The following is a 25728-nucleotide window of genomic DNA, read 5'->3' on the forward strand; positions in this document are numbered from 1 at the left end:
GGCGTTCGCCCGGCCATCGCGGGGCGGCATGGTCGTGCCGCCCAGGGTCGTCCCCCGGTATCAACGCAATTTGCCAATTACGCGTGCTCGTGTGGCTGCGCCAATGCGCCGGCCGGCGAGCGCCTTGTCCCTGAATCGCTCCAATCGTCCGCCATCGCATGGATATTGCCATCGCCCTCAAAGCCCTGATCCTCGGCATCGTCGAAGGACTGACCGAGTTTCTCCCGATCTCCAGCACCGGACACCTGATCCTGGCTGGCGAGTTGCTGAACTTCAACGACGAGAAGGGCAAGATCTTCGAGATCGTGATCCAGTTCGGCGCGATCCTGGCCGTCTGCTGGGAATTCCGCCGGCGCATCGTCGACGTGGTCGGCGGGCTCGCCACCGAGCCGCGCGCGCAGCGTTTCGCGATGAACGTGATCATCGCCACGGTGCCGGCGATCGTGCTCGCCTTCCTGCTCGGCCCCTGGATCAAGGCCTATCTGTTCAACCCGATCACCGTGGCGACCGCATTTATCGTCGGCGGGCTGGTGATCCTGCTGGCCGAATGGCGCGAGAGCCGGCGCGGGCAGGTCTCGCATCCGCAGGGCAATGCGCTGCTGGAAGCGGCCAAGGCGAGCGCTCCGCGCATCGAATCGGTCGACGACATGAACTGGCGCGACGCGCTGAAGGTCGGCATCGCGCAGTGTTTCGCGCTGGTGCCGGGCACTTCGCGCTCGGGCGCCACCATCATCGGCGGCATGCTGTTCGGCCTGTCGCGCCAGGTGGCGACCGAATTCTCGTTCTTTCTGGCGATCCCGGTGATCTTCGGCGCCAGCGTCTACGAACTGTACAAGGCGCGCAACCTGCTGTCGGCCGACGACATCGGCGTGTTCGCGGTCGGCTTCGTGTTCGCCTTCCTGTCGGCCTTCCTGTGCGTGCGCTGGCTGCTGCGATTCGTGGCGACGCACGACTTCAAGCCGTTCGCCTGGTATCGGATCGTGTTCGGGGTGCTGGTGCTGGCGACGGCGCAGCTGGGCATCGTGGCCTGGCACGGTTGAAGATTCTCTCCTCTCTCCGCTTGCGAGGGAGGGGAGTGCAATCTCATCCCCGCTTGCGGAACACCACGTCCCACACGCCGTGCCCGAGCCGCAGCCCGCGCCGCTCGAACTTGGTCACCGGCCGGTAGTCCGGCCGCTGCGCGAAGCCGCCGGGCGCCTCCGAGGTATTGGCCAGCGTCGGCTCGCCCGACAGCACCTCGACCATCTGGTGCGCGTATTCCTCCCAGTCGGTCGCACAGTGCAGATAGCCGCCGGGCTTGAGCCGGCTCGCCAGCAGCTTGACCAGAGGCGGCTGCACCAGCCGGCGCTTGTTGTGGCGCTTCTTGTGCCAGGGATCGGGGAAGAAGATATGCACCCCATCCAGGCTTTCCTCGGTCAGCATGTGGGCGACCACTTCGACCGCGTCGTGCTGCAGGATGCGGATATTGTCGATGCCCCGTTCGCCGATCAGCTTCAGCAACGCGCCTACGCCGGGCTCGTGCACCTCGCAGCCCAGGAAGTTGTCCTGCGGCCGCAGCTGCGCGATATGCGCGGTCGTCTCTCCCATGCCGAAGCCGATCTCCAGGATCGAAGGCGCCGCGCGCCCGAACGCGGCCTGCCAGTCCAGCGGCTGGCCGGTGTAGGGCAGCACGAAGCGGGGCCCGAGCTCGTCGATGGCGCGCTGCTGGCCGGTCGAGGTCCGTCCCGCACGGCGCACGAAGGAACGGATGCGGCGGGGATGGGCGACGTTGGCGGCGGGATCGCCAGCCGTGCCGGCCGGCTCGTCGTCGGGCACGGTGGCCTCGGTCGGAATGGGATCGTCGGGAAACATGGCAACAAAAAGGCCGCCGGGCGATTCACCGTTCGGAATGACCCGGTGTCGGAGGGGCGGCCAGAGAATGATGGGTTCCGTGGGCCAGTGGCCGGTGCCTGGTGGAGCCGGGCGGCCAGCGGCAAGCGCGTATTCTAGCGCAGTGCCTCCCCATACGGAGCCGCGCCGCGGGTCGCCATTAGTTGTGACGATGTGGGCGCTTCCAGGCAGGCAACGCCCAATCCCTTAGCGGTCCTGGTATTGCGCATCGCTGACCTTCTCCATCCACTCGACGTTCTTGCCGTCCCTGGTGCCGCTGACCGCAAGATGCGTCATCGCGGTCGTCGGGGACGCGCCGTGCCAGTGCTTGACCCCGGGCGGGCACCAGACCACGTCGCCGGGCCGGATCCCCTGCACCGGCTTGCCCCACTCCTGCGTCAGCCCGACACCCGAGACCACCACCAGGCGCTGCCCGGCCGGATGCGTGTGCCAGGCCGAGCGCGCGCCGGGCTCGAAGGTCACCATTGCGCCGGAGGCATGGATGTCGTCGCCGGCTGGCCATAGCGGGTCGATACGCGCGCGCCCCGTGAAGTACTCGGCCGGACCGGCGGCCGAGGCCTGGCTGCCGACGCGGGTGATGCGCTGCCCGTCCGCCGCCTTCGGCTCGGACGCGCCGGCGACCGCGGCCTGAAGCGCGGCGGCGCACAGGGCCGTTCGTGTCAGGGATCTCTTCATTGCGATGCTCCTCGGTCATTGATCGACGGGCGCCACCGCTCAGGCGTCCGCCACCGTCCGCGCCGACTTTACGCGCCTGCCGTTGACCGAAAAAGATGCTAGATTCGCACGCGGTTATAAGGAGGGCTTATCAATGCCGCGCACGACCTTCGACGATCTCGCCGCCTTTATCGCCGTCGCGCGGGCGCGCAGCTTTACCCGTGCGGCGGCGCAACTGGGCGTATCGCAGTCCGCCTTGAGCCAGGCGGTCCGCGGTCTGGAGACGCGGCTCGGCGTCCGTTTGCTGACGCGCACGACGCGCAGCGTCTCGGCCACCGAGGCCGGCGAGCGCCTGCTGGCGACCGTGGCGCCTCGCCTCGAGGAGGTCGAGGCCGAGCTGGGCGCCATCGCGGAATTGCGCGACCAGCCGCGCGGGACCATTCGCATCACCGCCACCGAGCACGCCGCCAATTCGGTGCTGTGGCCGCGTCTGGGTGATTTCATGCGGACGTATCCCGATGTCCGCGTCGAACTGATCCTCGATAACGGGCTGTCGGACATCGCCGCCGACCGCTATGACATGGGCGTGCGATTGGGCGACCTGGTCGCGCAAGACATGGTCGCGGTGCGCATCGGTCCCGACGTGCGCTTCGCCGTCGTCGGCTCGCCCGCCTACCTTGCCGGCAAGCCACACCCCAGGACGCCGCAGGAGCTGGCCGGGCATCGCTGCATCAATCTGTATTTGCCGACCTACGGCGGGCTGTACGCGTGGGAGTTCAGGAAGGGCAAGCGCGAACTGAATATCCGCGTGGATGGGCAATTCGTGGCCAACGACAGCGACCAGATGGTGACCGCCGCCCTGGCCGGCATGGGACTGGCCTTCGTTCCGGAAAACATGATCCTGCCCCACGTCGAGCGGGGCGACCTGGTGCCATTGCTCGAGGACTGGTGCCCGGTTTTTCCTGGCTACCATCTCTACTACCCGAGCCGCCGGCATTCGTCGCGGGCGATGACCTTGCTGATCGAGACGCTGCGTTATTCGGGGAAGCCGCCCGCGGACCGTAGCGCAAGACGAGCGCGGCCTTGACCGTTCGCATGCTTACGGACAGCGCTTTCGGATCGGACCAGGGGATGGACTGCAGGGGAGGGTGGAGCGGGCGATGGGAACATCATCGTGTTCCCAACTCGTTGATTGATAACGAGTTTTCCGCACTCGGCGAACCGAGATGGACATAATTATGGACTGAAAAACCACGCTTGGTCAACGTGCGCTCCGAGCAAGTGTCGCGAGTTCTTGAGTTGTCCGGATTTGTAGCACGCGATCTGTCCGGTCGTCATAGTTGCCTCAGGGAGGTGACTGATGAGGCCGACGGAGCTGCTACAGGAGATCCGGAAGATGAGGTTTGGAGAGGCTTATGAGGGATGGAACGCTGGCCGGCTGACGCAAGCGGAGGCGGCCCGGCTGCTGGGGATGTGCGAGCGCAGTTTCCGCCGCTACCTGGTGCGATTCGAATCCGAGGGGTTGGATGGCTTGATTGATCGGCGCCTGGAGCAGGTGTCGAACCGGCGCGCTCCGGTGGATGAAGTGGTGGCGCTGACCGATCGGTACCGCAGCCGCCATCGTGGCTGGAACGTTCGGCACTTTCACGCCTGGTACCGGCGCGAGGGCGGCACGCGCAGCTACAGCTGGGTCAAAAAGCGCCTGCAGGAGGCGGGGCTGGTCGAGGTGGGCAAGCGTAAAGGCGCGCACCGCAAGAAGCGCGAACGCATGCCGCTGGCGGGCATGATGATCCATCAGGACGGCAGCCGGCATGAATGGGTGGCCGGGCACCTGTGGGATCTGATCGTGACGATGGATGATGCGACCAACGAGCACTACTCGATGTTCTTCGTCGAGGAGGAAGGCACGGCAAGCAGCTTTCGCGGGGTGGGCGAGGTCATCGGCGCCCGGGGGCTGTTCTGCTCGTTCTACAGTGACCGGGGCAGTCATTATTGGACCACCCCGAGGCGGGCGGCAAGGTCGACAAAGATCACCCCACGCAGTTCGGGCGGGCGATGAAGCAATTGGGCATCGAGATGATTGCGGCCTATTCGCCCGAGGCGCGGGGACGCTCCGAGCGCGCCTTCGCCACCCATCAGGACCGGCTGCCCAAGGAGTTGGCCTTGGCGGGCATCACCGACATGGCGCAGGCCAACCGCTACCTGGCTGAGGTCTATCTGCCGGCGTTCAATGCCGAGTTTGCCGTGCCGGCCCGCGAGGAAGGCAGCGCATTCGTACCCTGGATCGGCGCCAATCTGCAGGACATTCTATGCGAGCAGATCGAGCGCACCGTAGGCAACGATAACTGCGTGCGCCTGGACAACCTGTCATTGCAGATTCCCGCCGACCGGCACCGGTGCAACTACGTCAAGGCGAGAGTACGGGTGCATCGTTATGCCGATCGCAATCTGGCGGTGTTTCACGGGCCGCGCAAGCTCGCCGCGTATTCCCCCGACGGCAAGCTGATCGCCAAGGAGCTGAAACAGGCCGCCTGAACCGTCCGCCAGGCGCGCCGCCGGGTGGCGGGAACCGGCTCCGGGCTACGCCCTCCGCCGCTCCCCGCCACCCGGCAAAAAAGCGGACAATTCATGTGCTACAAAACCGGACAGATCTAAAAACCCGCGACACGTGCGCTCCGAGCAAGTCCAGTGCGAGCCATGGACAGCCAGCAGTAGCCAATGTACCCGAGCGCTCAACGTCACGAGGCCGGTTCATCTCCCTTTGGCAGGAACTCCTCGCGGGCGCGCTGCAGAAACCGCTTCATGGGCTCAGAGGGTTCGGCGCTGCGGCGCAGCAGGTAGGTGGACAGCATGGGCGGCGTGCCGGCCAAGGGGCGAACGGTTATGTCGGGGCGGTTCAGGGTCTGCAACTGCGAGGCAATGGCGAAACCTAGGCCATAACCGGCACCGACCAGAGTCAGCATCACGCCTAGGCTCGTCACCTGATCTACCAGCTTGAGCGGCTCGGACGCACCTTGAAGCACCGCCTGGATCTGGTGGTGGCAGCCCGATCCCGCGTCCGGATGGCACAGTACCAACGGAAACTTCAAGGCTTCATCCAATGGCACTTCCGCGTGCGCCAACAAGGGGTGGCGCACGGGCACGATCACCGACAGAGGATCGGTCCACACGGGCTCGGCGACAAGGCCTTCGCTCACCGCGTCCGACAGCGCAAAGCCGATGTCCAGCAGATCGTTGTGCAGGCCCTTGAGCTGCTGCGCGAAAGGCAGCTCGAAGACGCGAATCTCCAGTTCGGGCTCTTCCTCGCGGCTGCGCGCCAGCAAGGTGGCAATGTGGGGCTGCGCCAAGCTGGCGCAGATGGCGATGCGCAGATAACCCTGATAGCCCTGCGCCGCCGCCTTTGCGGCACTCACCGCCTGCTCCACGGTGGCCAGCACACGCCGGCACTCACCGAGGAACACTTGACCGGCCCAGGTCAGTCGCGTCTGGTGCGCGCTGCGGTCGAACAACTGCACGCCGAGCGTGGCTTCGAGATTGCGCATTGCGCGCGACACAGGCGATTGTTCTACGCCAAGGCGCTCGGCCGCTCGCGCGAAATGCAGTTCTTCCGCGACCGCAACGAAATAGCGCAGTAGTCTGAGTTCCAATGCGGCCTCCTGTTTGCCTCGTTCCTGGCCTGCGTCCACCTCATGCGGATTGCGCCTCGCTTTCTCCTTCGATGATTGGCAAGAGGTTCCGGCGTTGCATGCTTGCCTATTCGGATAGGCAGATCGCATCCGAAAATTACGGAGGTTGAGGCGGAACGCTACCTGGCCGAAGACCTGAGAACCTCAATCGCCGCGACGCTGCACTACCGCCTGATCCACAGGTTCAGTTCAATCAATTCCCGGGTTGCAGCTCCACACGCACCTCGCGCGATTTGCCGGCCCGTTCCACTGACAAGACCACCACATCGCCGACCTTCCTGTCGTCTAGCCGCGCGAGCAGCTTGGCCACATCGTCCGTCGCCTTGCCATCAACATCGATGATGCGGTCGCCCGGCACGATGCCTTGCGGCGTGACTTCGACACCCGCGAGCCCGGCTTTGTGCGCTGCAGAGCCGGGGGTGACACGCAGCACGAACACGCCCTTGCTTCCGGTCAGTGCAAGCAGGCGCTGATTGAGCTGTTCGTCCACCTCGATGCCAAGCGCCGGGCGGATGTATTTGCCGGACTTGATGAGTTGCGGCACTACCCGCATGACGGTGTCCACCGGCACGGCAAAACCGATCCCGGCCGAGGCGCCGGAGGGACTGTAGATCGCCGTGTTGATGCCGATAAGCCGCCCGGCCGAATCGAGCAGGGGGCCGCCCGAGTTGCCGGGGTTAATGGCGGCGTCGGTCTGGACCAGGTGATCAATTGTCGGGCCGCCCGCTTCTCCCGGTAACGAGCGGTCGAGCGCGGAGACGATGCCGGTGGTGAGCGTCCAGTCCAGGCCAAAGGGGTTGCCGATAGCAAACACCTTCTGTCCCACCTTGAGGTCGGTGCTGGTGCCGACAGGCACAGTAGGCGGGCGTTTGAAGCCGACGCCGATCTTGAGTACGGCGATGTCGTGCGCTGGGCTCGCCCCCACCAGCGCGGCCTGGTAGTCGCGGCCGTCGGCAAGCTTGACGGTGGCTTCGGACGCGCCCTGGATGACGTGGAAGTTGGTGACGACATGGCCGGCGTCGTCCCAAATGAAGCCCGATCCCGTGCCACGGGGCACGGAGAAGACATTGCGCGTCCAGACGTCGCGCACCAGCTGCGCGGTGGTTATGTAGACCACCGAGGCGCGTGATTTTTCGAACAGTTCGATGGTGGCCTTTTCGTCCGCCGCCAAGTCGCCGCGCGCCGTCACGGTGCGCTCTGCCGCCTCGCGCGGACTGAACCATGCCTCGATGGCGGGCAGGAACTGCCACAGCAGCATGAGCGCAGCAATGCAGGCGGTGATGAAGAGCCACCGCCGGATGAAGGGATCCGGTGCGGGGCGTGGATACGGGTTAGGGTAGGCCATGAGAAGTCTCCTGTTGATAGGCAATCAGCGCCATAGCCCGCTCGGGCGCCAGCGCGGCGGGCGCGGCGTCACAGCGGATTCCGGCAAGAAATGGGGCGCGTGAAACGGCAAGGCTGTTGCTGGTCCAGGCGCCAACGTCAGCAGGCGTGAGATGCGATCTTGCGTTGCCGGATGCGTGCGCAACCAGGAAGGCTCGGGATTGCCCCATCCCGGCCACAGCCAGGCACGCCAGGAGCGGCTGACCCGCTCGATCTTCGCCAGTGCGGACGCCAGCCCTTGCGGGTCGCCGGTCAGTTCCGCCGCGAGGCGGTCGGCGTCGAACTCACGCACGCGAGACAAACCGAGCTGTGCGAGCAGGGCCAGCTGGGGCGAGGCGGCCAGCAGAAGCAGTCCAGGCCAGTTGACCGCCACCGCGCCGGCCAGCAGTGCGGGCAAGCTGAACACAATAGCGATCTGTCCGACCATCGCCAGCAGGCTCGTGAGGCGACTGACGGAATCCGCCATCCCCATGACACGCAGATCCTCATTAGCGATGTGCGCGAGCACACCCGCCAGTTCGCGCGGACTCAGGTTGCGCAGCAGGCCATCGGTGAGGGCGATCGATGCATGCTGCTTCGAGCCGATAGCGAAGGCGTTGACGACGGCACTGGGCACGTAGTGCGGCACCGGCGTGGCGGACAAACCGGCACGGGCGGACAGTTCGCGCAACATGGCCCAAATCTTGGGCGCTTCGTGCGGGTGCAGGGCCCGCGCGCGGTACAGGCGCAAGGTCAGCGCCGACGCGGCTGTCGGCTCCAGCAGCAGCGCGCCAGCAACGGCAAACAGCGCGAGCCAAAAGCCGCCTTCGCCGAACAACAGGCTCCCCGCAGCGGTCGCAATCCCGACCAGGGTCAGGACCAGCAACCCCGTCTGCAGGCGGTTGAGCCGGCGATGTTGCAACAACGCAGCACGCAGGTCACTGGGATGATGACGGTTCATGCCCAGATGTCTCGGCTGCGCGGTTGTCGCGATCGCGCAGCAGCCAGTAAGTGATACTAAGCGCCAGCGTGGCGCCTGCCAGCGCGGCGATTTTGGCGGGACTCGTGTCGGGGTCGAGGACCACGAACTTGCGTGCCAGCGCGATCAGGCCGATGACGATCACGGTCTTGACCTGGATGATGCTGTCCCGACGCAGCGCCACGCGCACGATGGAATGCTTGAACTCCATCGCGATCAAGAGCGTCATGATCATGCCAAACACGCTCTGGAATACCTTGTGGTCCATGGGATTGAAGGCATCGAGGATCAGCAGTGTGAAGACTATAGAGATGAGCTGGAGAAGCGACACCACGATGATGACGGCAATCACCGCCGACAGAACGAGGGCGACGACCTGCTCGAAGCGCTCGTAAACCGTCATCAACCGCCACTGGGAGCGCATCTCGTCAAGGGCCGTGTGGCCAGATTCTTTATGCATAAGCGTTGCTCTCTCTTTCAATGAAACGTTAATGGAACGGGGAGTCCGAGAAGACGACTCGATTACACCTGGATTGCCGAGGCAATTGCGAAGCCACCCAGCGCATAATGTCCTGCGCGCCCGTGGCGCCGCCGATGGGTGGATCAGCCTCTTGCACGTCAACCCTTTGTCCCATGCATGGCATCAATCCGGCTTCTGGTCTGGCGGCAGCAATCCCAGCAGATCCGCCTGCAAATGTTGCAACCTGTCGATGCCAGCCCTCAATGCCTCGACACGGCCGGCATTTTTCATTTCACTCAGGGTGTGAGCCAACTGCTGGATGCTCTGATGCAGGACATCGACCTGATCATTGGGATCCTTGCCGAAGAACGTAGGGCGACCACTTTGATCCCGCCAGTATTGGAGTGTTTCGGATTGAGGAGGCACTTGGGTCTTGCCTGACAGATAGTCGATCATCTGGGAAATCCAGACCCGGTGGTCGGCGTATGTGAACGGCACGGGCAGCGCGGCGCGACTGTCAGGTTTGAAACCCATCCAGGATACGGGTACCTGCCAGGTGTGTAGCCATTGCTCGAATTCATGCACCGGCATCGGATGCCCGATGGCATAACCCTGGCCCCACTCGCATCCCAGACGCAGCAGAATTTCACCATGCTTAATGGATTCGACTCCCTCCGCGATGCAGTTCCTGCCAAACGACCTTGCCAGTGCCAGTAGCGCATCCAGGATGGCGATATCGTCCGGATCCTCGAGCATGTCGCGTATAAAACCTTGGTCGATCTTGAGCAGGTACGCGGGCAGGCGCTTCAGATAGGTCAGCGATGAATAGCCGCTGCCGAAATCGTCGATGGCAAAACGCAATCCCATCCTCTCGCACAGCGCCATCAACTGAGACACTTGAACGAAGTCCTCCACGGCGCTGGTTTCGAGGATTTCCAGTTCAAGGTCTTGCGGCTGGGCGCCGGGATGTCGTGACAACATACCCCGTAGATGCATGATGAAGTCCGGTTGCAGCAAGTGCTCGGCACCGATATTCACGCTGATCGGGACATGTAGGCCGGCCTTGCGCCAAATTTCGATCTGGGTCAGCGCAGCCTCGATGGTCCATTTCCCCACGTCAATCCCGAGCGGATGATTCTCAATGAGGGGTATGAAGGAGGCAGGAGATAACAAGCCACGCGCCGGATGTTGCCAGCGGATCAAGGCTTCGGCGCCCAGCACCTCACCGGTGCGCATGTTGACCTTAGGTTGGAAGTAAAGCAGAAACTGCCCATTGGCAAGTGCATTCTTTATGCTGTCCAATCCTTCGTGACGGGTGCGCAGCGTACGATCCTTCTCCGTATCGAAAACGTGATACCGATTCTTGCCAGCTTGCTTGGCGAAATGCATGGCCTGATCTGCCTGCCGCAGTAGTTGGTCGGCGTCGATGTCTTCGACTTGCGGGTAGTAGCTCACACCGATACTCGCGCTCACCTCGCACAGTGCGTCACCAATCGGTACGGGCTGCGCAGCTACCTCGATCAGGCGATCAAGAATCGGTACGCTGATGGAAATATCCGGCAGGTCGACCAGAACAGCGACAAACTCATCACCACCAAGACGGGCCAAGGTATCGCCTTCGCGCAACACTTGCGTCATACGCCTGGACAGGACGGACAGCAATTTGTCGCCGACTGCGTGGCCGTGCTGGTCGTTGACCTTCTTGAATCCATCCGGATCGATGAAGACAACCGCCAGGTGCATGCCACGCCGACGTGTCTGACGAATGGCCTGCTTAAGGCGGTCTCCAAGCAATAGTCGGTTGGGCAAGCCGGTGAGCAGGTCGTAATGAGCAACGCGTTCAAGCTGTTGCTGGTTCTCCTTCAGCGCTGTGATGTCGGAGAACATGGCTGCGTAATGCTCGATATGGCCCTGCATATCCGGGACTGCACTGATCGTCAGCAGCGCGGCAAACTGGCTGCCGTTCTTGCGTCGGCACCAGAGCTCTCCGTGCCAGTAGTCGTGCTCACGCAGAGCCTGCCAAACGGTCTGATAGAACTCATCGTCATAGCGATCGGACTGGAGCAGACGGGGTGTCTGGCCCAATACTTCCTCCCGCGCATAACCAGTGATCACGGTAAACGCCCGGTTGACGTTGACAATGTGGGCCTGAGCGTCGGTAACGAGGATGCCCTCTCCTGCGTGCGCAAAAACTTTAGCCGCAAGGCGAAGCTCTTCCGCGGATCTTCTGCGTGAGGTGACATCATGGATATAGCCGTGCCAGAGGATGCTCCCATCAGGCATGGCTTCAGGCGACGCCTCGCCTTCGACCCAGATCACCCGACCGTCTGGAAACTGCACCCGGTACTCGTCATGCCAAAGCGCGAGTGACCTCCCCGACGCCTGTATGGTTTCATGCACACGGTTGCGGTCTTCAGGATGGAGCGCCGCGAACACAGGAGTGGCATCTTCGACAACATCCTCCGGTGCAACCCCGTATATTTCCCGTATCTTCGCGCTGGCATAAGGGAAGTGCGAGCTGCCGTCCGGACGAAGACGGTATTGGTAAAGCATACCGGGAACGTGGCTGGCCAACTCTTCTCGCTGTAGGCGCATAGAGTTCAGCGCCTGCTCGACCCTCTTGAGATCGGTGATGTCCTCTACCGTCGCTGTGGTCAGCTCGATGGGTTCTCCGGCGAACAGCGGGTACTGGCACCGCCCGCAATTGGGCTGCTCAGCCAGTTTGTTGGCTGGAACGCGATTGATGGATTGGCAGTGTGGGCAGACGATATGAAGGCTGTCACTCATGAGGTGGCTCTTTGGGACACAGAGGAAGTAATGGCTCCGGCAGTTGGGCCGCTGTGACATGGGGATTCGAGCAGTAGCCCTTGCGTCAGTTGTCGGATGCTGTGTTCATCCAGCGTTTCCCGTGCGAGCAGTTCGCGCGCGCACCGCTCCAGCACTTCTCGGTTAATTTCGAGAATTCGGTATGCACGATCAAACACACCCATCACGATGTCACGGATGGCTTGGTCGATGCGTGCCTGAGTCGATTCGGCTACCCGGCAGCCACCCTGTACCAGTTCAGGCGCATCAAGAAAACGCGGCCTCTGTGCCTCAAAAGCGACGTACCCCAAGCCCTCATCCATGCCGAAGCGCGTAATCATGTCGCGGGCGATGTCGGTGGCCCGCGCGAGATCGTCTGCCGCGCCCGTGGACAGTTCGCCGAACACCAGTTTCTCGGCGGCGCGCCCGCCCAGCAGCACGGCGATCTTGTGCTGCAGGTCGGCCCGTGTCATCAGGAAACGGTCTTCGGTTGGGCGTTGCAGCGTGTAGCCGAGCGCGCCGATGCCACGCGGAACGATCGACACCTTGTGCACGGGATCGGTCCCCGGCAGGGCCAGTGCCACCAGCGCATGGCCCATTTCGTGGTAGGCCACGGTTTCCCGCTCCTTCGTGCTGAGCACGCGGCTCTTCTTTTCGAGCCCGGCCACAATGCGTTCGATGGCGGCGGTGAAGTCCTGCAATTCCACCGCCTGCGCGCGGCGCCGTGTCGCGGCCAGCGCCGCCTCATTCACCAGATTGGCCAGGTCGGCGCCGGAAAAGCCGGTGGTCAGCGCCGCGACCTGCTCCAGGTCCACATCGCGCGCGAGGGTGACCTTCTTGACATGGACCTTCAGGATGTCGAGACGCCCTTTCTTGTCGGGCCGGTCCACCAGCACCTGGCGATCGAAACGGCCGGCGCGCAGCAGCGCCTGGTCGAGAATTTCCGGGCGATTGGTGGCAGCCAAGATGATGAGTCCCACCGAACTGTCGAAGCCATCCATCTCGGTGAGCAACTGGTTGAGCGTCTGCTCGCGCTCGTCGTGGCCGCCGATCGGCCCACCCGCACCGCGCGCGCGGCCGAGAGCGTCGAGTTCGTCGATGAAGATAATGGCGGGCGCCTGGGTGCGGGCCTGCTCGAACAAGTCGCGCACGCGCGCGGCCCCCACGCCGACGAACATCTCGACGAACTCCGAGCCGGAGATGGAAAAGAACGGCACCCCGGCTTCGCCGGCCACCGCCTTGGCCAGCAAGGTCTTGCCCGTGCCCGGCGGGCCCACCAACAGCACGCCTTTGGGGATGTGCGCACCGAGGCGGCCATAGTCCTGCGGGTTCTTCAGGAAATCGACGATCTCGACGAGTTCAGCCTTGGCCTCGTCCACGCCCGCCACATCCGCGAAGGTCACGCCCGTGTTTTTCTCCATGAACACTTTGGCGCGGCTCTTGCCAATGCTCAGGAAACCGCCCATGCCCTGCTTCTCGGCAAAGCGGCGGAAGAGGAAAAACCAGACGCCAAAGAATGCCACTGCCGGCAGAATCCATGACAGCAGATCGCGCAGCCAGGTGCTTTCCACCACCCGTGCATAAGGAACCTCGTATTTGGACAGGCGCTCCGCCAGATCAGGTTCGACGCGGGTCGCAACGATGGTGGTCTTGCCACGGGCGTCCGGTGATTTAAGGCGCCCGGTGACGGTACGGTCCGATACCAGGACTTCGGCAACACGGCCCTCGGCCAGCGCCTTCTCGAATTCGCTGTACGGCACCGGCTCGACGGTCTGCGCCGCTTGCCAGTAGTTCTGGAGCATCAGCAGCATCAGGCCGGCAACGATCCAGTAGCCGACGTTCCATTGATCTTTCTTTTCCATCAGCGTTGTTCTCCGAAAGTCGTTTCTCTATAGAACCGGTGTGAACAGGCGGGCGACACCGTCGCGCACCTTTACGGCAAGCGGACGCATGCGCACGGCCGTGGGTGTGACAAGGGCCGACGCGTCGCGTGTGGTATCGAAAAGTGCTTCGAGACGGTCACACAGAGCAGCGTCGTAGACCTCGACGTTGAACTCGAAGTTGAGCCGCAGGCTGCGTGCGTCCCAGTTGGCCGACCCCAGGCAGCACCAGGCGCCATCGACCAGCATCAGCTTGGTGTGGTCGAAGGGGCCGGGCCGCTCGAAGATCCGTACGCCATGCTCCATCACCTGCCAGTAATGGGCGCGGGCCGCCCATTGCACGGACGGGTGATCGCCGTTGGCAGGCGTGAGCACCTCGATCCGTACGCCGCGCAAGGCGGCCGTGCTCAGCGCGGCGATCATCGGTTGATCGGGCACGAAGTAGGGCGTCCAGATGCGAACCGACTGCCGTGCCGCACTCAAGGCCCCCATGAATGTCCAACGCATCCGGTCCAGGGTTTCGTCAGGGCCGGCCTCAATGCCTCTGGCCCAGCTTGTACCCAGCTCGGCAGCCGGCGCAGGCCGCCCACCCCAGAAGCGCTCGTCGAGCCGCTCGTCCGAGGTGTCACACCAATCCTCGGTGAAGCAACGCTTGAGATCGGCGACGACCGGGCCCTGCAGGCGGAAATGCAAGTCATGGCAGGCCTGCTCGGGCGCATCCGGCCGCCAGTAGGGGCTGAAGATGTTCATGCCGCCGGTAAAGCCTGTTTCGCCGTCGACCACCAGCAGCTTGCGGTGATTGCGCAGGTGCGCGGCATGCAGCCGTGCGGGGATCAGCGTCGGATTGAACGGCGCCACCATTAATCCGCTGCGCTTCAGCCGTCGATAGGCGCTCTGGCGTACCCATCGTGCGGAGACATCGTCGATCAGCACCCGCACCTGCACGCCGCGCGCATGGGCACGCTGCAGGGCTTCGACAAACTGCGTACCGATGCCCTGGCCATCGAAGATGTAGGATGTCAGGGCAACGCTGTGACGGGCCGAGTCGATCGCGGCGAGCATGGCCGGGTAGGCCTGCTCGCCATCGACCAGTGGCTCGATGCGATTGCCACCGGTCAGCGGCTGACCGGTGGCTCGCCCCACCAGATGCGCTAGGCCGGCGAACGCCGAGGGCAGCGTGGCGGGGACCTCCATACAGTCTGTGGTCGGCGATGCGCGACCAGCGCCCGGGTACAGCCTCCGCGCCCGCCGCTGATAGCGGTTGATACCGAACAACAGGTACAGCAGCGAACCGCCAAGCGGTAGCAGGGCGATCAGCAGCACCCAAAGCGCGGCCGATCGCGGGTCACGCTTGTAGACGACCGCGTGCCCCGCAGCGGCGAGCGCCGCCGCGAGTGAGACCAGGGTGGCTGCCGATGCCAGGCCATGGGAAGCAGACATGACAGCCCCCGATGCATCAGGATGGATCGCTCGCCGGTTTCTTCTTCCGGGAACCCTTGCCGTCGTCGCTCTTCGGCGCATCGGTTGACTTGGCTTCGGCCGGCTTGTCGGCCTCGACCTCGCTCTTGGGCGGCTCCGTGCGCTCGAAGCCGACCCGATCCGCCTTGTCGTCCCAGCGGGCGACGACGTGATCGCCCTTGCCGATGCCGCCGCCCAGCATCTCGCGCGCCAGCGCCGTTTCCAGCTCGCTGCGGATCACGCGCTTGAGCGCACGGGCGCCGAACTCGGGCTTGTAGCCTTCTTCGGCAAAGTGGTCGATCAAGGTCTGGTCGAAGGTCAGCGTCACGCCCTGGCTGGCCGCGTTACGCGCCACGCGATCGAGTTGCAGCCCGACGATGTGACGGATCTCCTCCTTGCCCAGGGCATGGAAGACGATGATTTCTTCGATCCGGTTGAGGAACTCGGGCCGGAAGTGCCCGCGCAGCACGTCCATGACCTCGTTTTTTGTCTTCTCGTACTCCTCGCCAGCCGCACCGCGCGCCTTCAGGCGCCGCTGGATGATGTCCGAGCCCAGGTTGGACGTGGCGATGATGATGGTGTTGGTGAAGTCCACCACGCGCCCCTTGCCGTCGGTCAGGCGGCCGTCGTCGAATACCTGCAGCAGGATGTTGTAGACGTCGGGGTGGGCCTTCTCGATCTCGTCGAGCAGCAGCACGCTGTAGGGCTTGCGACGCACTTTCTCGGTCAGCTGACCGCCCTCGTCGTAGCCGACGTAGCCCGGGGGCGCGCCCACCAGTCTCGCCACGGTGTGGCGTTCGCCATACTCCGACATGTCGATGCGCAACAGTGCGCCCTCGTCGCCGTAGATGGCTTCGGCCAGGGCCTTGGCCAGCTCAGTCTTGCCGACGCCGGTGGGCCCGAGGAACAGGAACGTGGCTACCGGCTTGCTGCCCTCGCGCAGGCCGGCGCGCGACAGCCGCACCGCATCGGCGACGGCGCGCACCGCTTCGTCCTGCCCGACCAGGCGCTCGTGCAGACGCTGCTCCAGGTGCAGCAGCTTCTCGCGCTCCTCCACCGTCAGCTCGTTCACCGGAATGCCGGTCAGGCGCGAGACGATCTGGGCCACGTGCTCGGCCTTGACCTCGGCGCTGCCCGAGGCGCGCTCGCGCTCCCATTCCTCGACGCGCTTCTTGAGCTCGGCCTCCTTGGCTTCGATCCGCTTGCCGATCTCTGCCGCCTTGTCGTATTGCTTGCGGGCTGCCACGTAGTCCTGCTCACGGCGCAGCTGGTGCAGTTCCGCCTCCAGCTCCTGCACGGCGATCGGACGTGCCGTCGCAGACAGCTTCACCCGGGCGGCGGCCTGATCAAGCAGGTCGATGGCCTTGTCCGGCAAGAAGCGCGCGGTGATGTAACGGTCGGAGAGCTCGGCGGCGGCGATGATCGCTTCCTCCGAGATGCTGACCTTGTGGTGCGCCTCGAAGGTGTCGCGCAGGCCGCGCAGGATCATGATGGCCTGCGCAACGGTCGGCTCCGGCACCGTCACCGGCTGGAAGCGGCGCTCCAGCGCGGCGTCCTTCTCGATGTATTTCTGGTATTCGTTGAGCGTGGTGGCGCCGATCAGGTTCAGCTCGCCACGCGCCATCATGGGCTTGAACACGTTGGCCACGTCCAGGCCGCCTTCGCCGCCCCCCTGACCCGCACCGACGATGGTGTGCACCTCGTCGATGAACAGGATCAGCTCACCCTGGTGCTCGGAGATCTCCTTGAGCACCTTCTGCACGCGCTCCTCGAACTCGCCCCGGTACTTGGCACCCGCGACCATCGCATTGATGTTCAGCTCCACCAGGCGCTTGTCGCGCAACGTCTCGGGCACCTCGCCGGCCACCATGCGCTGTGCCAGCCCCTCGACGATGGCGGTCTTGCCCACGCCGGGCTCGCCGATCAGCACCGGGTTGTTCTTCTTGCGCCGCGCCAGCACCTCGATCGTGGTCTCGATCTCCTGGGCCCGGCCGATGACCGGGTCCAGCTTGCCGTCACGCGCCATCTTCGTCAGGTCGCGGGAGTACTTGTCGAGCTCGGGGGTGTTGGTGGGCGTCTCGGCGCGGCCGTCCTCGGCGCCCTTGCCGACCACCTTGTTGACCTGCTGGCGCAGCGCCTGCGGCGTGAGGCCATAGCGGCGCAGCAGGTTGGCCGCCAACCCTTCGCCTTCTTCGGCCAGTCCCACCAGAAAATGCTCGGGGCCGACATAGGAATGACCAAGTTCGTTGGAGGCCACGAAGGCGCGGCTGAGTGCGTCCTTGACGCGCGGCGACACACCGATTTCGCCCTCGAAGGGCTTGTCGCCCCGCTTGGCCTCGGATTCGATCTGGCGCTTGAGGTCGTCGACCTTGATCTTGAACTGACCCAGAATGGTCTTGACCACGTCACTGTCAGTCAGCGACAGCAGCAGGTGTTCGGTATCCACCTCGGGACGGCCAAACTCGGCGGCGTGCTTGGCGGCCTCCTGCAGCAGGGTCTCTGATTGTTCGCTGATGCGGCTGGCCAGCCCGCCACCGCGACGGCGCGGTGCTCCGGCCCCTGCGGACGCCGGTTCGCCGAACGAGGCATCGACCACTTCATCGTCGGCATCGGCTGTCACCGGCGCCGAGTCGTCACCGAGGCGGAAGAAGTCGCTGCCCAGGAAATCCTCGAACAGCCCGCTGCGCGAGCCGAACAAGGCTTCCAGCGGGGAAACGGTACGCTTTTGCTGGCGTACCAGCTGGCGGTAGTGGTCGTCGCACAGCAGCATGGTGCTGTGGCGACCATTCAGATTGGCTTCTACCCGCACGGTGGCGGGCTGGCCGCAGACTTGGCATTGTTTTCTGGCCATGCTGGCACTCCTGGAGTGATTGGGACGACGAGGTGCCGCGTGTCATGGCACCTCGTCTGCGAGTTGATTCATCAAGTACGCAAGCGGCAGTCGATTTCAGCTGTTGATGGGAATGGAGCGCCCCTGCTTCGGTGCACTGGCCTCGCGCTTGTCGATCGTGATGGTGAGCACACCGTTCTTGAAATTGGCCTTGATGGAGTCCTGATTGGCATCGCCGGGCAGGTTCAGCGCACGCTGAAAACTGCCGTAGGACCGCTCGATCCGATGGAAGCCACCCTCCTTCTTCTCCTGCTCCTGCCGCTTTTCACCGCGCACCACCAGCACGTCGTTGTCGAGCGTGATCTGAATGTCCTTCTCCTCGACACCTGGAACTTCCACAGCAATCCTGTACTGCGTATCGGTTTCCTGGATGTCCACGGCCGGCTTCAGCATGCCTGGCCACTCTGCCGGCCAACGCGGCATGGCCAAAGCCGGAACACCAAACCCGCGAAATGCGTCATCAAAGAGGCGGTCGATCTCGCGATGCAATTGCAGGATCGGACTGACTGCACCGCCTGCCACAGGCTGGTCATTGCGCTGCACAGGCAGCGAGGCCGCCGCCTGTTGCTCTTCCTGTTCGTTCTTGAACCAGTTCCAGGGAGCCAATTTTTTCAGATCGAAACTCATGTCACACCTCCAGAAATAGTCAGGGAATCTCTCAATCCGTTTGCCTGCTGATCCAGGCCAAGGCACACAGGCCATACGGCGTACGTGTCGGAGTCAAGCTGTTCACCTTCGCGCATCACCTCCTTTCCGTGCCTCGGTTGGCGATCGATCTTCAATCCAGCGATCGATGTCGCTTCGCCGAAACCGCCATGTCCCACCCACTTTGAACGCCGGGATATCCTCTTGCGCGGCCAGTCGGTATAGCGTGCGCTTGCCAACCTTCAAGTACGCCGCCAGCTCGTCGAGCGTGAAGATTTCATCCGGACCAGCTTTCATGGTTCCACCACGCAACTCTTTGGCCTTGTTCATCAATTGCCGATTCTTGCAACCATTTGCAATGGTGCGCGCTTTCTTGCAAATTTCGAGGGGAATAGCACGTAACATTGATCTATGTCAATGGCGCCCGCCGTTTTTGCCTAGGGTCTGTTGCCGTTTCGATCTAAGCCATTGATATATAAGAGCAATCGCGTGTCGTTGTAGCTCTCACACAACACCAATACGAGCTTGCAATGCCCCGATTACTGCTCAGTGACGAGCACTGGTCGAAGCTGCGGGAAATTCTGCTGCACAAGGCCATCTACTGATCTACGAATGACCGTGGAAGGCATGCTGTACCGCATGCTCCCAGCGGCTTCCCGCCCTCGCGGCGGGAAGCCTCTCTTCCTGCCTCTCTGGAGATCACACCCATGTCTGTGTGATTCAAAGGTACCGACCTGCGGCCCGTACCTGCCGAGGCCGTGGTCAACCAATGCCGCATCATCCTGGTCAAGGATCAGGGCGTGTACTTCCTGGCCGAGCGCGGCGAGCGCCGACCCGATGGTCGTCTGAAGACCATCGCCTATGCCGCCGGCTGCAACCCGGATGTCGATGCGTTCGATGACTGGTGGGAGCTGGCGCGCGCCGCGTTCGGTGGCGACGACTTCGGCGAGTTCTTCGATCCGCAGGAGAGCGTGTTTGCGCGCATCCTGCACAGCGAGGACGACCTCGACGTGTCCACCACCGCGACACACCTGTCGCTGCAGGCGGTTCCTTCCACGCCCAGCGGCAACTGACTGCCCATCCCTGGCCCCCGCTCCGGGGGCCTCTTTCTTCCCGGCAATGCGGACAGCCGCGAGTGCCGATTGCCGCTCGCCTGCGCGCTGCCCTGGCGCCACGCTTCCGGCCATGTTCCGCTGACGTCCGTCAGCGACATGCCCAGGCAGCCACGATCTTCAAGGCTGCGACGCGGTTCCGACCGCGTTGATCACTCCAGTTCGCACCGGCATCCATGCGCGAACGGCCATCGGTTCTCGATGGCGATGCCACCAAGCTGTTCCATCAACCCACGCGGGGGGTTCACACCTTCCCCGCCTTGGGTCGGGTGTGTCTCCGCCTCTTTTTTCTTCAGGAGATTCACCATGACCACTTCCACCGAAAAGTCCTACTTCGATCTGCCAGGCAAGCGCCTGACCGAACCTCGGCGCGACCCTGGCTTGATCAATCTCCGGCCGTCGCTTCGGCGGCATCGGCAGCGACGGCTTCGCGCACCAGCCGCTGCACGCTTTGCCGGACCGGCTCAGGGAACTCGGTCGTCACGACTGGCTCGCTCGCCTGCGTGCACTGTGCGGCCACCAGCCGCGCGGCAAGGTGCAGGTTCGTTGGGTTGACGGCTTCGATGGCCGGCCGTGTCCCGAGCGCCTCGTACGAGCGCAGGAGTGCGTGGTAGATGTCCCAGGTGTCGATGCCCCGTGGCAGTTGCTTCAGGACGGACTGGACCAGCCTGCGCTTGAGCGGATCGAGTTGCCAGTCCGGCACCCGCTGCCCGCGATGCCCCATGTGGATCGACAGCAGGTTGCCGGCCTGGATCTCGTAGGTGATCCAGCGGCGCGACTTGCCCGCGAGCTTGGCGTAGTCCGCCACCGAGAGGTTGTGTGGTGCCTCGAAGGTCTCCAGCACTTGCAGGCGTTCGCGCTGCGCCTCCGACAGGCGCGGCCGTGCGTACTCGGGCATGCGCACGGCCGACAGCCGCTGCACCGATGCCGGCGCTTCAAGTTGGTCGGGCGTTGGCGCGGTCACGATCAGTTGCGGCGCAGTGAGGTCGACCACCGGAGGCTGCACGGCCGCCTGGCCGGCGATGGTCGGCAGGCCCTGAAGCGTGATGGTCAGATGCCGGCTGGCAACCTCGACCTGGTTCTGCTCGAACAGGTCCAGGCGATCGGCCCAGTCCTGCATCATGACGCGGCGCTGCTCGACGTATTCGGCATGGTTGTAGGTCGCGCTGATCCTGTCTGGATCGGCATGCGAGAGCTGGGCGTCCACCCACTTCTTCGGGTAGCCGAGTTCGTTCAGCGCCGTCGAGATCGTTGCCCGGATGCCATGCCCCGTGAGTTGGTCCTCGTAGCCCATGCGCTTGAGCGCGGCGTTGAGCGTGTTCTCGCTGATCGGGTTCTTCAGACACCAGTCGCCGGGGATGAGATAAACCTGGGCCGGCTTGAAGTTGTCGAGCAGGTGGCGAACGATCTCCTGCGCCTGCACCGACAGCGGCACGATGTAGGGTGGGATGTCGATCAGGCGCTTGCGCTTCTTCCTGGTGAGCAGCTTGCGCTGTTTGAGCCTGGCTACGGGGATGATCCACAGGCCCCGGTCGAGATCGAGCTGATCGGGCGTGGCGAAGCGCAACTCGCCAGTGCGCACACCGGTGAGCATCAGCAGCCGCAAGCCCAATTGCGTGTTCAGGCGACCGCGGTACTTGCGCAGCGTCTGCAGCATGACCGGCAACTCGTGCATGCGCAGGAACGGGTTGTGTTCGACCGGCGGCAAGGGCAGTGCGACCACTTCCAGGTCCCTGGACGGGTTCTCGCCCATGTTGGGAATCGCCACCGTGGCGTAGGTGAACAACTGGGTGAACCAGGTCCGCAGCTTCTCGGCCACCGACAGCGAGCCGCGCTTTTCCACCTTGCCGATGATGTCCAGCAGGTGCGCGCGGGTGATCTCGTAGATGGTCAGGTGCCGCAGCGACGGGAACACGTCCTTCTTGAAGACGCGCCCGATCTGCTCCAGGCTGGTCTGCCGTCCTTCCTCCAGCGAGAGACGGCGATGGGCCAGCCATTGCTCGTAGACGGCCATGAAGGTGTGCTCGCCGGCCAGGACGATCGCGTGCCGCTTGCGCTTGCGTTCGCTGTGGGGATTGACGCCCTTGGCGAGCAGCGAGCGGGCTTCATCGCGCAGCGCGCGGGCGTCCTTCAGGGAAAGCGCCGGGTAGTTACCGAGGGTGATGCGCTCGCGCTTGCCAAACCACGAATAGCGGAAGTGCCAGGCCTTGGTGCCGATGGCGGAAACGTAGAGATAGAGGCCGTCGAAGTCGGCCAGCGCGTATGGCTTGCCGGTGCACTTGGCCTGCCGTGCCATGAGGTCCGAAAGCATGATCCCAACTCCTTGAAAGCGAGTTGAGTGCCATGTTTCCCGTCGGGTCCCGGCTCCTCCAGCAACAATGCGGCAAGGGAAGCTCGCGCATTGTTTGGGCCACTTTTTGTACCAGTTTGGACCGGCTGTCAGTGGATTTCGCTGGACGTCACTGGATCGAAGATTCTGAAAAAGTCGAATAGTGACAATGACTTGCAACACTCCATGGACGTCCTTGGAACGCCCTGGAAAGTCGAAGTGGAGCGGGCGATGGGAATCGAACCCACGTCTTTAGCTTGGGAAGCTAAGGTAATAGCCATTATACGACGCCCGCGTGAGGCGGCCATTTTATGCGCGATCCGGCTGCGCGCGCAAGGCGGCTAGGTCGGAAGCAGCCGGCAAACGGCTTCGGTGCTGTCGCCAGGCGCGACCCATCGCGTTTCTCCTGGCCGATGAATCGCATCGGGCAGGGCCAGCCACGGCTCGACGCAATAGAAGTCCGAATCCTCGCGTTCGCTCCAGGTCGTGACGGCCTCCCAGGGGACGGCCCCACGGTTGGCCTCGAGATCGATGCGGATCGTGCGGCCCGTGCCGCTGCCCTCGCCCGATGGAATCGCCAGCTCGCACGTTCCGGCAACGGGCGCATGCAAGCGGTGGAAGGTGTCCTGCAAGCGCGGGTCGTCGAGCGCGTAGACCCCTTCGCCGGGCTCGGTCGCGGTCAGGCTGCCGTCGGCGCGCTGGCGCAACCGTTCGGCCGGCGGCATCGCCAATCGGCACCGGCCTCGCAGGGCGTGCGGCACGGCGAAATAGAAGTGGTGTCCCGCATAGACGGGCAGCGGCTCGGTGCCGGTATTGCGCGCTACCAGCGCGACCTCGAGTCCGTCTTCCAGCAGCCGGTAGCTCGCTTCAAAGCGGAACGAAAACGGATAGGCGTCGCGGGTCGCGTCCGAATCGGTCAACGCCATCGTGATCGAACGCGCCGGATCGCACGCTGCGATCTCGAACGGCAGGTCGCGCGCGAAGCCGTGCTGCGGCATGGCACGGACCACGCCGTTGCGATCGCGCCATTGGCCCGGTTGGCCGTCGACGAAATGGCGGCCGATAAAGGGAAACAGCAGCGGATTGCCGCCACGGATCTTCGCCGGGCGCGACCAGTCGGCGTCGTCGGGCCAGTACAGGATGTCGGTGCCGCGATGGATCCAGCGCACCAGGCGGCCGCCGGCCCAAGGCGCGAGCAGCAGGGCGTTGTGCTCGTGGCCGATGCGGATCAGGTCCTGGTCCTGGTAGCGAAACCTCGGAGTGCTGGGCATGGTCGTGCGATAAAACGGGCGGGGCGATGGCGCATGATACCGGCACGGCAGGGCACGGCCACGAAAGGGCTCGGCGCTGCAGGCGCGGCGCGGCGGGGCTGGCCAGGGCAGGGTGCGGGAGGGCGCGGCAAGGCACGGCCCGCCCGCCCTCGATGCGCTAGGCCGTCGCGGCGCTGGTCTCGCTCAGGTAACGCCGCGCGTAATCGAAGTACCAGTCCAGCGTGTCCGGATTGGCCATCGCGTCGCGGTTGGCGATTCTGTCCGGGTCGTGGCCCAGCAGCAGCTTCTTGATCGGCACCTCCATCTTCTTGCCCGACAGCGTGCGCGGAATGCCCGGCACCTGCAGGATCGCGTTGGGCACGTGCCGCGACGACAGCGCCTCGCGGATGCGCGCGCGGATCGTGTCGACCAGCCTGTCGTCGAGCGCGATGCCTTCGCGCAGCACGACGAACAGCGGCATGTACGAATCGCGGCCGAGATATTCGAGGTCGACCACCATGCTGTCGAGCACCTCGGGCAGTTCCTCGACCACGCGGTACAGCTCGCTGGTGCCCATGCGGATGCCGTGCCGGTTGATGGTCGCATCCGAGCGGCCGTAGATGATGGCGCCGCCGCGCGAGGTGATCTTGATCCAGTCGCCGTGGCGCCAGACGCCGGGGTAGGTATCGAAATAGCTGTCGCGGTAGCGCTTGCCGTCGGAGTCGCCCCACAGGTAGAGCGGCATCGAGGGCATCGGCTCGGTGCAGACCAGTTCGCCGACCTCGTCGATCCGCGCCTGGCCGGCCTCGTCGAAGGCCTCGACCTTCGCGCCGAGGCAGCGGCATTGCATCTCGCCGGCGTAGACCGGCAGCAGTGGGCAGCCGGCGACGAAGGAGCCCGCGAAGTCGGTGCCGCCGGACATCGGCGCCAGCCAGATGTCGTCGCGAACGTTGCGGTAGATCCAGTCGTAGGCTTCCGCGGGCAGCGGCGAGCCGGTCGAGCCGATGCCGCGCAGGCGGCTCAGGTCGGCCTCGCGGGACGGCACCACGCCGGCCTTGATGCCGCCGGTAAAGAACGCCGCGCCGGCGCCGAAGACCGTGATGCCGGCGGCTTCCGCAAAGCGCCACAGCACGCCGGCGTCGGGCCAGGCCGGATTGCCGTCATAGATCGCGATGGTGCTGCCGAGCAGCAGCCCGGCCACCTGCGCATTCCACATGATCCAGCCGCTGCTGCTGTACCAGTGGAAGACATCGTCCGGGCCGAGGTCGTTGTGGAACGCCATCAGCTTGAGCTGCTCGATCACGATGCCGCCGTGGCCGTGCACGATGGGTTTGGGCATGCCGGTGGTGCCGGACGAATAGACGATCCACAGCGGATGGTCGAACGGCACGCTGTCGATCTGCAGCGGCACGTCGTGCGCCAGTGCGTCCTGCCAGCGATGGCGGCGCAGCGCGCTCGCCTTGCCCGGGGCGCTTTCCGGCGCAGTTTCCAGCGCAGTTTCCAGCGTAGTTGCCCGCGCAGTTTCCAGCGCGGTGGTCGGTATCTCGTCCGGCGTTCCCAGCAGCGGCACCACGATCAGGTCGGTCAGCGACGGCAGCGCGTCGACCAGCTGCGCCACCACCGGCGCGCGGTCGTAGGCCTTGCCGCCGTAGCGGTAGCCGTCCACGGCGATCAGCACCTTCGGTTCGATCTGGCGGAAGCGGTCGGCCACCGCGACCTGCCCCATGTCCGGCGCGCAGCCGGACCAGACCGCGCCGACGCTGGCGGTGGCGAGGAAGGCGACGATGGTCTGCGGGATGTTGGGCAGATAGCCCGCCACGCGGTCGCCGCGGCCGACGCCCAGCCGACGCAGCGTATGCGCCAATGCCGCGACCTGCGACTCCAGCGCGTCCCAGCTCAGTTCGGCCAGCGGCTGCGCTTCGCCGGCATGGCGGATCGCGGCGCGCTGGCGCGCCGCGCCTTCGCCCGCATGGCGGAAGACCTGCTGCACATAGTTCAGGCTGGCGCCCTCGAACCAGCGCGCGCCCGGCATCTCGCGGCGCGCCAGCACCTGGCGGGCCGGCGTGTCGAAGCGGACATCGAAGTAGGCGCGGATCGCGTCCCAGAAGGCCTCGATGTCGGTGACCGACCAGCGCCACAGGCTGTCGTAATCGTCGAACGCGAGGCCGCGCGTTTCGCGCAGCCATCGCATGAAGGCCGTCAGCCGCGCGCGCTCGCGCACCGCGGGCGACGGCGTCCAGACCAGCTTGCCTTCTTCCAGCGTCGTCATGTCTCCTCCTCTGCCTTGTTGTTTGCGCCCGCGTGCCGATGGCTGCGCGGGACCGGGAT

At 64.5% G+C, this 25728-nt stretch carries 20 protein-coding genes, 1 tRNA gene and 1 pseudogene; 6 read left to right on the forward strand and 16 right to left on the reverse strand.

Annotated features, from left to right (window positions below; all coding sequences use genetic code 11):
* Nucleotides 1-158 precede the first annotated feature (158 nt).
* A complete protein-coding gene (locus tag KZ686_RS06925) occupies nucleotides 159-1040 on the forward strand; it encodes an undecaprenyl-diphosphate phosphatase (protein ID WP_150084329.1) in 882 nt (293 codons plus the stop codon).
* Between the two features lie 43 nt (nucleotides 1041-1083).
* On the opposite strand, the gene trmB is transcribed toward KZ686_RS06925, so the two are convergent.
* Nucleotides 1084-1851 carry a tRNA (guanosine(46)-N7)-methyltransferase TrmB gene (trmB, locus tag KZ686_RS06930; RefSeq protein WP_149317764.1) on the reverse strand — a complete coding sequence of 256 codons (768 nt, stop codon included), beginning with the start codon at nucleotides 1849-1851 and terminating at the stop codon, nucleotides 1084-1086.
* Between the two features lie 225 nt (nucleotides 1852-2076).
* A complete protein-coding gene (locus KZ686_RS06935; RefSeq protein ID WP_265633310.1) occupies nucleotides 2077-2565 on the reverse strand; it encodes a (R)-mandelonitrile lyase in 489 nt (162 codons plus the stop codon).
* Nucleotides 2566-2698: 133 nt separating this feature from the next.
* Here KZ686_RS06935 and KZ686_RS06940 point away from each other — a divergent pair, with 133 nt between their 5' ends.
* The 3 genes from KZ686_RS06940 to KZ686_RS06950 all read left to right on the forward strand — a co-directional run bounded on the left by KZ686_RS06940 (nucleotide 2699) and on the right by KZ686_RS06950 (nucleotide 5079).
* Nucleotides 2699-3631, forward strand: coding sequence for a LysR family transcriptional regulator (locus KZ686_RS06940; protein WP_265633430.1), 933 nt, complete (start codon nucleotides 2699-2701; stop codon nucleotides 3629-3631).
* 309 nt (nucleotides 3632-3940) lie between these two features.
* Nucleotides 3941-4603 (forward strand): helix-turn-helix domain-containing protein, encoded by a 663-nt coding sequence (locus KZ686_RS06945; protein ID WP_265633311.1) that lies wholly within the window; start codon nucleotides 3941-3943, stop codon nucleotides 4601-4603.
* On the forward strand, nucleotides 4600-5079 hold the full coding sequence (locus KZ686_RS06950) for a hypothetical protein (RefSeq protein ID WP_265633312.1): 480 nt from the start codon (nucleotides 4600-4602) through the stop codon (nucleotides 5077-5079). The genes KZ686_RS06945 and KZ686_RS06950 overlap by 4 nt, the downstream gene beginning before the upstream one ends.
* Nucleotides 5080-5282: 203 nt before the next feature.
* Here KZ686_RS06950 and KZ686_RS06955 read toward each other — a convergent pair whose 3' ends face one another.
* The 10 genes from KZ686_RS06955 to mads1 all read right to left on the reverse strand — a co-directional run bounded on the left by KZ686_RS06955 (nucleotide 5283) and on the right by mads1 (nucleotide 19039).
* On the reverse strand, nucleotides 5283-6191 hold the full coding sequence (locus tag KZ686_RS06955) for a LysR family transcriptional regulator (protein WP_265633313.1): 909 nt from the start codon (nucleotides 6189-6191) through the stop codon (nucleotides 5283-5285).
* Between the two features lie 232 nt (nucleotides 6192-6423).
* Nucleotides 6424-7575, reverse strand: coding sequence for a S1C family serine protease (locus KZ686_RS06960; RefSeq protein WP_226108386.1), 1152 nt, complete (start codon nucleotides 7573-7575; stop codon nucleotides 6424-6426).
* 24 nt (nucleotides 7576-7599) lie between these two features.
* Nucleotides 7600-8553, reverse strand: coding sequence for a zinc metalloprotease HtpX (locus KZ686_RS06965; RefSeq protein WP_226108385.1), 954 nt, complete (start codon nucleotides 8551-8553; stop codon nucleotides 7600-7602).
* A complete protein-coding gene (locus KZ686_RS06970; RefSeq protein ID WP_226108384.1) occupies nucleotides 8531-9031 on the reverse strand; it encodes a phosphate-starvation-inducible PsiE family protein in 501 nt (166 codons plus the stop codon). The genes KZ686_RS06965 and KZ686_RS06970 overlap by 23 nt, the downstream gene beginning before the upstream one ends.
* Nucleotides 9032-9214: 183 nt before the next feature.
* Entirely contained in the window at nucleotides 9215-11818 is a 2604-nt protein-coding gene (locus KZ686_RS06975) for an EAL domain-containing protein (protein WP_322784915.1), read from the reverse strand.
* Nucleotides 11815-13698: an ATP-dependent zinc metalloprotease FtsH gene (gene ftsH / locus KZ686_RS06985; RefSeq protein ID WP_265633314.1), complete on the reverse strand. Its 1884-nt coding sequence runs from the start codon at nucleotides 13696-13698 to the stop codon at nucleotides 11815-11817. The genes KZ686_RS06975 and ftsH overlap by 4 nt, the downstream gene beginning before the upstream one ends.
* Before the next feature lie 27 nt (nucleotides 13699-13725).
* Nucleotides 13726-15156 (reverse strand): cardiolipin synthase, encoded by a 1431-nt coding sequence (cls, locus tag KZ686_RS06990; RefSeq protein ID WP_226108381.1) that lies wholly within the window; start codon nucleotides 15154-15156, stop codon nucleotides 13726-13728.
* Nucleotides 15157-15172: 16 nt separating this feature from the next.
* Nucleotides 15173-18025: a heat shock survival AAA family ATPase ClpK gene (gene clpK / locus KZ686_RS06995; RefSeq protein WP_226108379.1), complete on the reverse strand. Its 2853-nt coding sequence runs from the start codon at nucleotides 18023-18025 to the stop codon at nucleotides 15173-15175.
* Between the two features lie 96 nt (nucleotides 18026-18121).
* Entirely contained in the window at nucleotides 18122-18691 is a 570-nt protein-coding gene (locus tag KZ686_RS07000) for an Hsp20/alpha crystallin family protein (protein WP_226108377.1), read from the reverse strand.
* 102 nt (nucleotides 18692-18793) lie between these two features.
* Nucleotides 18794-19039: a methylation-associated defense system helix-turn-helix domain-containing protein MAD1 gene (gene mads1, locus KZ686_RS07005; protein ID WP_226108375.1), complete on the reverse strand. Its 246-nt coding sequence runs from the start codon at nucleotides 19037-19039 to the stop codon at nucleotides 18794-18796.
* 200 nt (nucleotides 19040-19239) lie between these two features.
* Between mads1 and KZ686_RS07010 the strand changes: the two are divergent.
* Both KZ686_RS07010 and KZ686_RS07015 read left to right on the forward strand, forming a co-directional pair.
* Nucleotides 19240-19351, forward strand: a pseudogene (locus KZ686_RS07010) (IS5/IS1182 family transposase); the annotation flags it as partial.
* Nucleotides 19352-19467: 116 nt separating this feature from the next.
* Nucleotides 19468-19782 (forward strand): DUF3085 domain-containing protein, encoded by a 315-nt coding sequence (locus KZ686_RS07015; RefSeq protein WP_370639570.1) that lies wholly within the window; start codon nucleotides 19468-19470, stop codon nucleotides 19780-19782.
* Nucleotides 19783-20206: 424 nt separating this feature from the next.
* Here KZ686_RS07015 and KZ686_RS07020 read toward each other — a convergent pair whose 3' ends face one another.
* The 4 genes from KZ686_RS07020 to KZ686_RS07035 form a co-directional block, all read right to left on the reverse strand.
* Entirely contained in the window at nucleotides 20207-22132 is a 1926-nt protein-coding gene (locus tag KZ686_RS07020; protein WP_226108371.1) for a tyrosine-type recombinase/integrase, read from the reverse strand.
* Nucleotides 22133-22370: 238 nt separating this feature from the next.
* A tRNA-Gly gene (locus KZ686_RS07025) sits at nucleotides 22371-22445 on the reverse strand.
* Nucleotides 22446-22491: 46 nt separating this feature from the next.
* Entirely contained in the window at nucleotides 22492-23421 is a 930-nt protein-coding gene (locus tag KZ686_RS07030; RefSeq protein WP_265633315.1) for an aldose epimerase family protein, read from the reverse strand.
* A gap of 157 nt (nucleotides 23422-23578) precedes the next feature.
* Nucleotides 23579-25669 carry an acetoacetate--CoA ligase gene (locus KZ686_RS07035; protein WP_265633316.1) on the reverse strand — a complete coding sequence of 697 codons (2091 nt, stop codon included), beginning with the start codon at nucleotides 25667-25669 and terminating at the stop codon, nucleotides 23579-23581.
* Nucleotides 25670-25728 lie beyond the last annotated feature (59 nt).

The organism is Cupriavidus cauae, from assembly GCF_026210475.1.
In the GTDB taxonomy this organism is placed as follows: domain Bacteria; phylum Pseudomonadota; class Gammaproteobacteria; order Burkholderiales; family Burkholderiaceae; genus Cupriavidus; species Cupriavidus cauae.

What these genes read in the sequence shown, in the direction of transcription:
- KZ686_RS06925 (WP_150084329.1), top strand. Translation starts at nt 159, where the DNA reads ATGGATATTGCCATCGCCCTCAAAGCCCTGATCCTCGGCATCGTCGAA.
- KZ686_RS06940 (WP_265633430.1), top strand. Translation starts at nt 2,699, where the DNA reads ATGCCGCGCACGACCTTCGACGATCTCGCCGCCTTTATCGCCGTCGCG.
- KZ686_RS06960 (WP_226108386.1), bottom strand. Translation starts at nt 7,575, where the DNA reads ATGGCCTACCCTAACCCGTATCCACGCCCCGCACCGGATCCCTTCATC.
- cls (WP_226108381.1), bottom strand. Translation starts at nt 15,156, where the DNA reads ATGTCTGCTTCCCATGGCCTGGCATCGGCAGCCACCCTGGTCTCACTC.
- KZ686_RS07000 (WP_226108377.1), bottom strand. Translation starts at nt 18,691, where the DNA reads ATGAGTTTCGATCTGAAAAAATTGGCTCCCTGGAACTGGTTCAAGAAC.
- KZ686_RS06970 (WP_226108384.1), bottom strand. Translation starts at nt 9,031, where the DNA reads ATGCATAAAGAATCTGGCCACACGGCCCTTGACGAGATGCGCTCCCAG.
- KZ686_RS06965 (WP_226108385.1), bottom strand. Translation starts at nt 8,553, where the DNA reads ATGAACCGTCATCATCCCAGTGACCTGCGTGCTGCGTTGTTGCAACAT.
- KZ686_RS06945 (WP_265633311.1), top strand. Translation starts at nt 3,941, where the DNA reads ATGAGGTTTGGAGAGGCTTATGAGGGATGGAACGCTGGCCGGCTGACG.
- trmB (WP_149317764.1), bottom strand. Translation starts at nt 1,851, where the DNA reads ATGTTTCCCGACGATCCCATTCCGACCGAGGCCACCGTGCCCGACGAC.
- mads1 (WP_226108375.1), bottom strand. Translation starts at nt 19,039, where the DNA reads ATGAACAAGGCCAAAGAGTTGCGTGGTGGAACCATGAAAGCTGGTCCG.
- KZ686_RS07035 (WP_265633316.1), bottom strand. Translation starts at nt 25,669, where the DNA reads ATGACGACGCTGGAAGAAGGCAAGCTGGTCTGGACGCCGTCGCCCGCG.
- ftsH (WP_265633314.1), bottom strand. Translation starts at nt 13,698, where the DNA reads ATGGAAAAGAAAGATCAATGGAACGTCGGCTACTGGATCGTTGCCGGC.
- clpK (WP_226108379.1), bottom strand. Translation starts at nt 18,025, where the DNA reads ATGGCCAGAAAACAATGCCAAGTCTGCGGCCAGCCCGCCACCGTGCGG.
- KZ686_RS07020 (WP_226108371.1), bottom strand. Translation starts at nt 22,132, where the DNA reads ATGCTTTCGGACCTCATGGCACGGCAGGCCAAGTGCACCGGCAAGCCA.
- KZ686_RS07030 (WP_265633315.1), bottom strand. Translation starts at nt 23,421, where the DNA reads ATGCCCAGCACTCCGAGGTTTCGCTACCAGGACCAGGACCTGATCCGC.
- KZ686_RS06975 (WP_322784915.1), bottom strand. Translation starts at nt 11,818, where the DNA reads ATGAGTGACAGCCTTCATATCGTCTGCCCACACTGCCAATCCATCAAT.
- KZ686_RS06950 (WP_265633312.1), top strand. Translation starts at nt 4,600, where the DNA reads ATGAAGCAATTGGGCATCGAGATGATTGCGGCCTATTCGCCCGAGGCG.
- KZ686_RS06935 (WP_265633310.1), bottom strand. Translation starts at nt 2,565, where the DNA reads ATGAAGAGATCCCTGACACGAACGGCCCTGTGCGCCGCCGCGCTTCAG.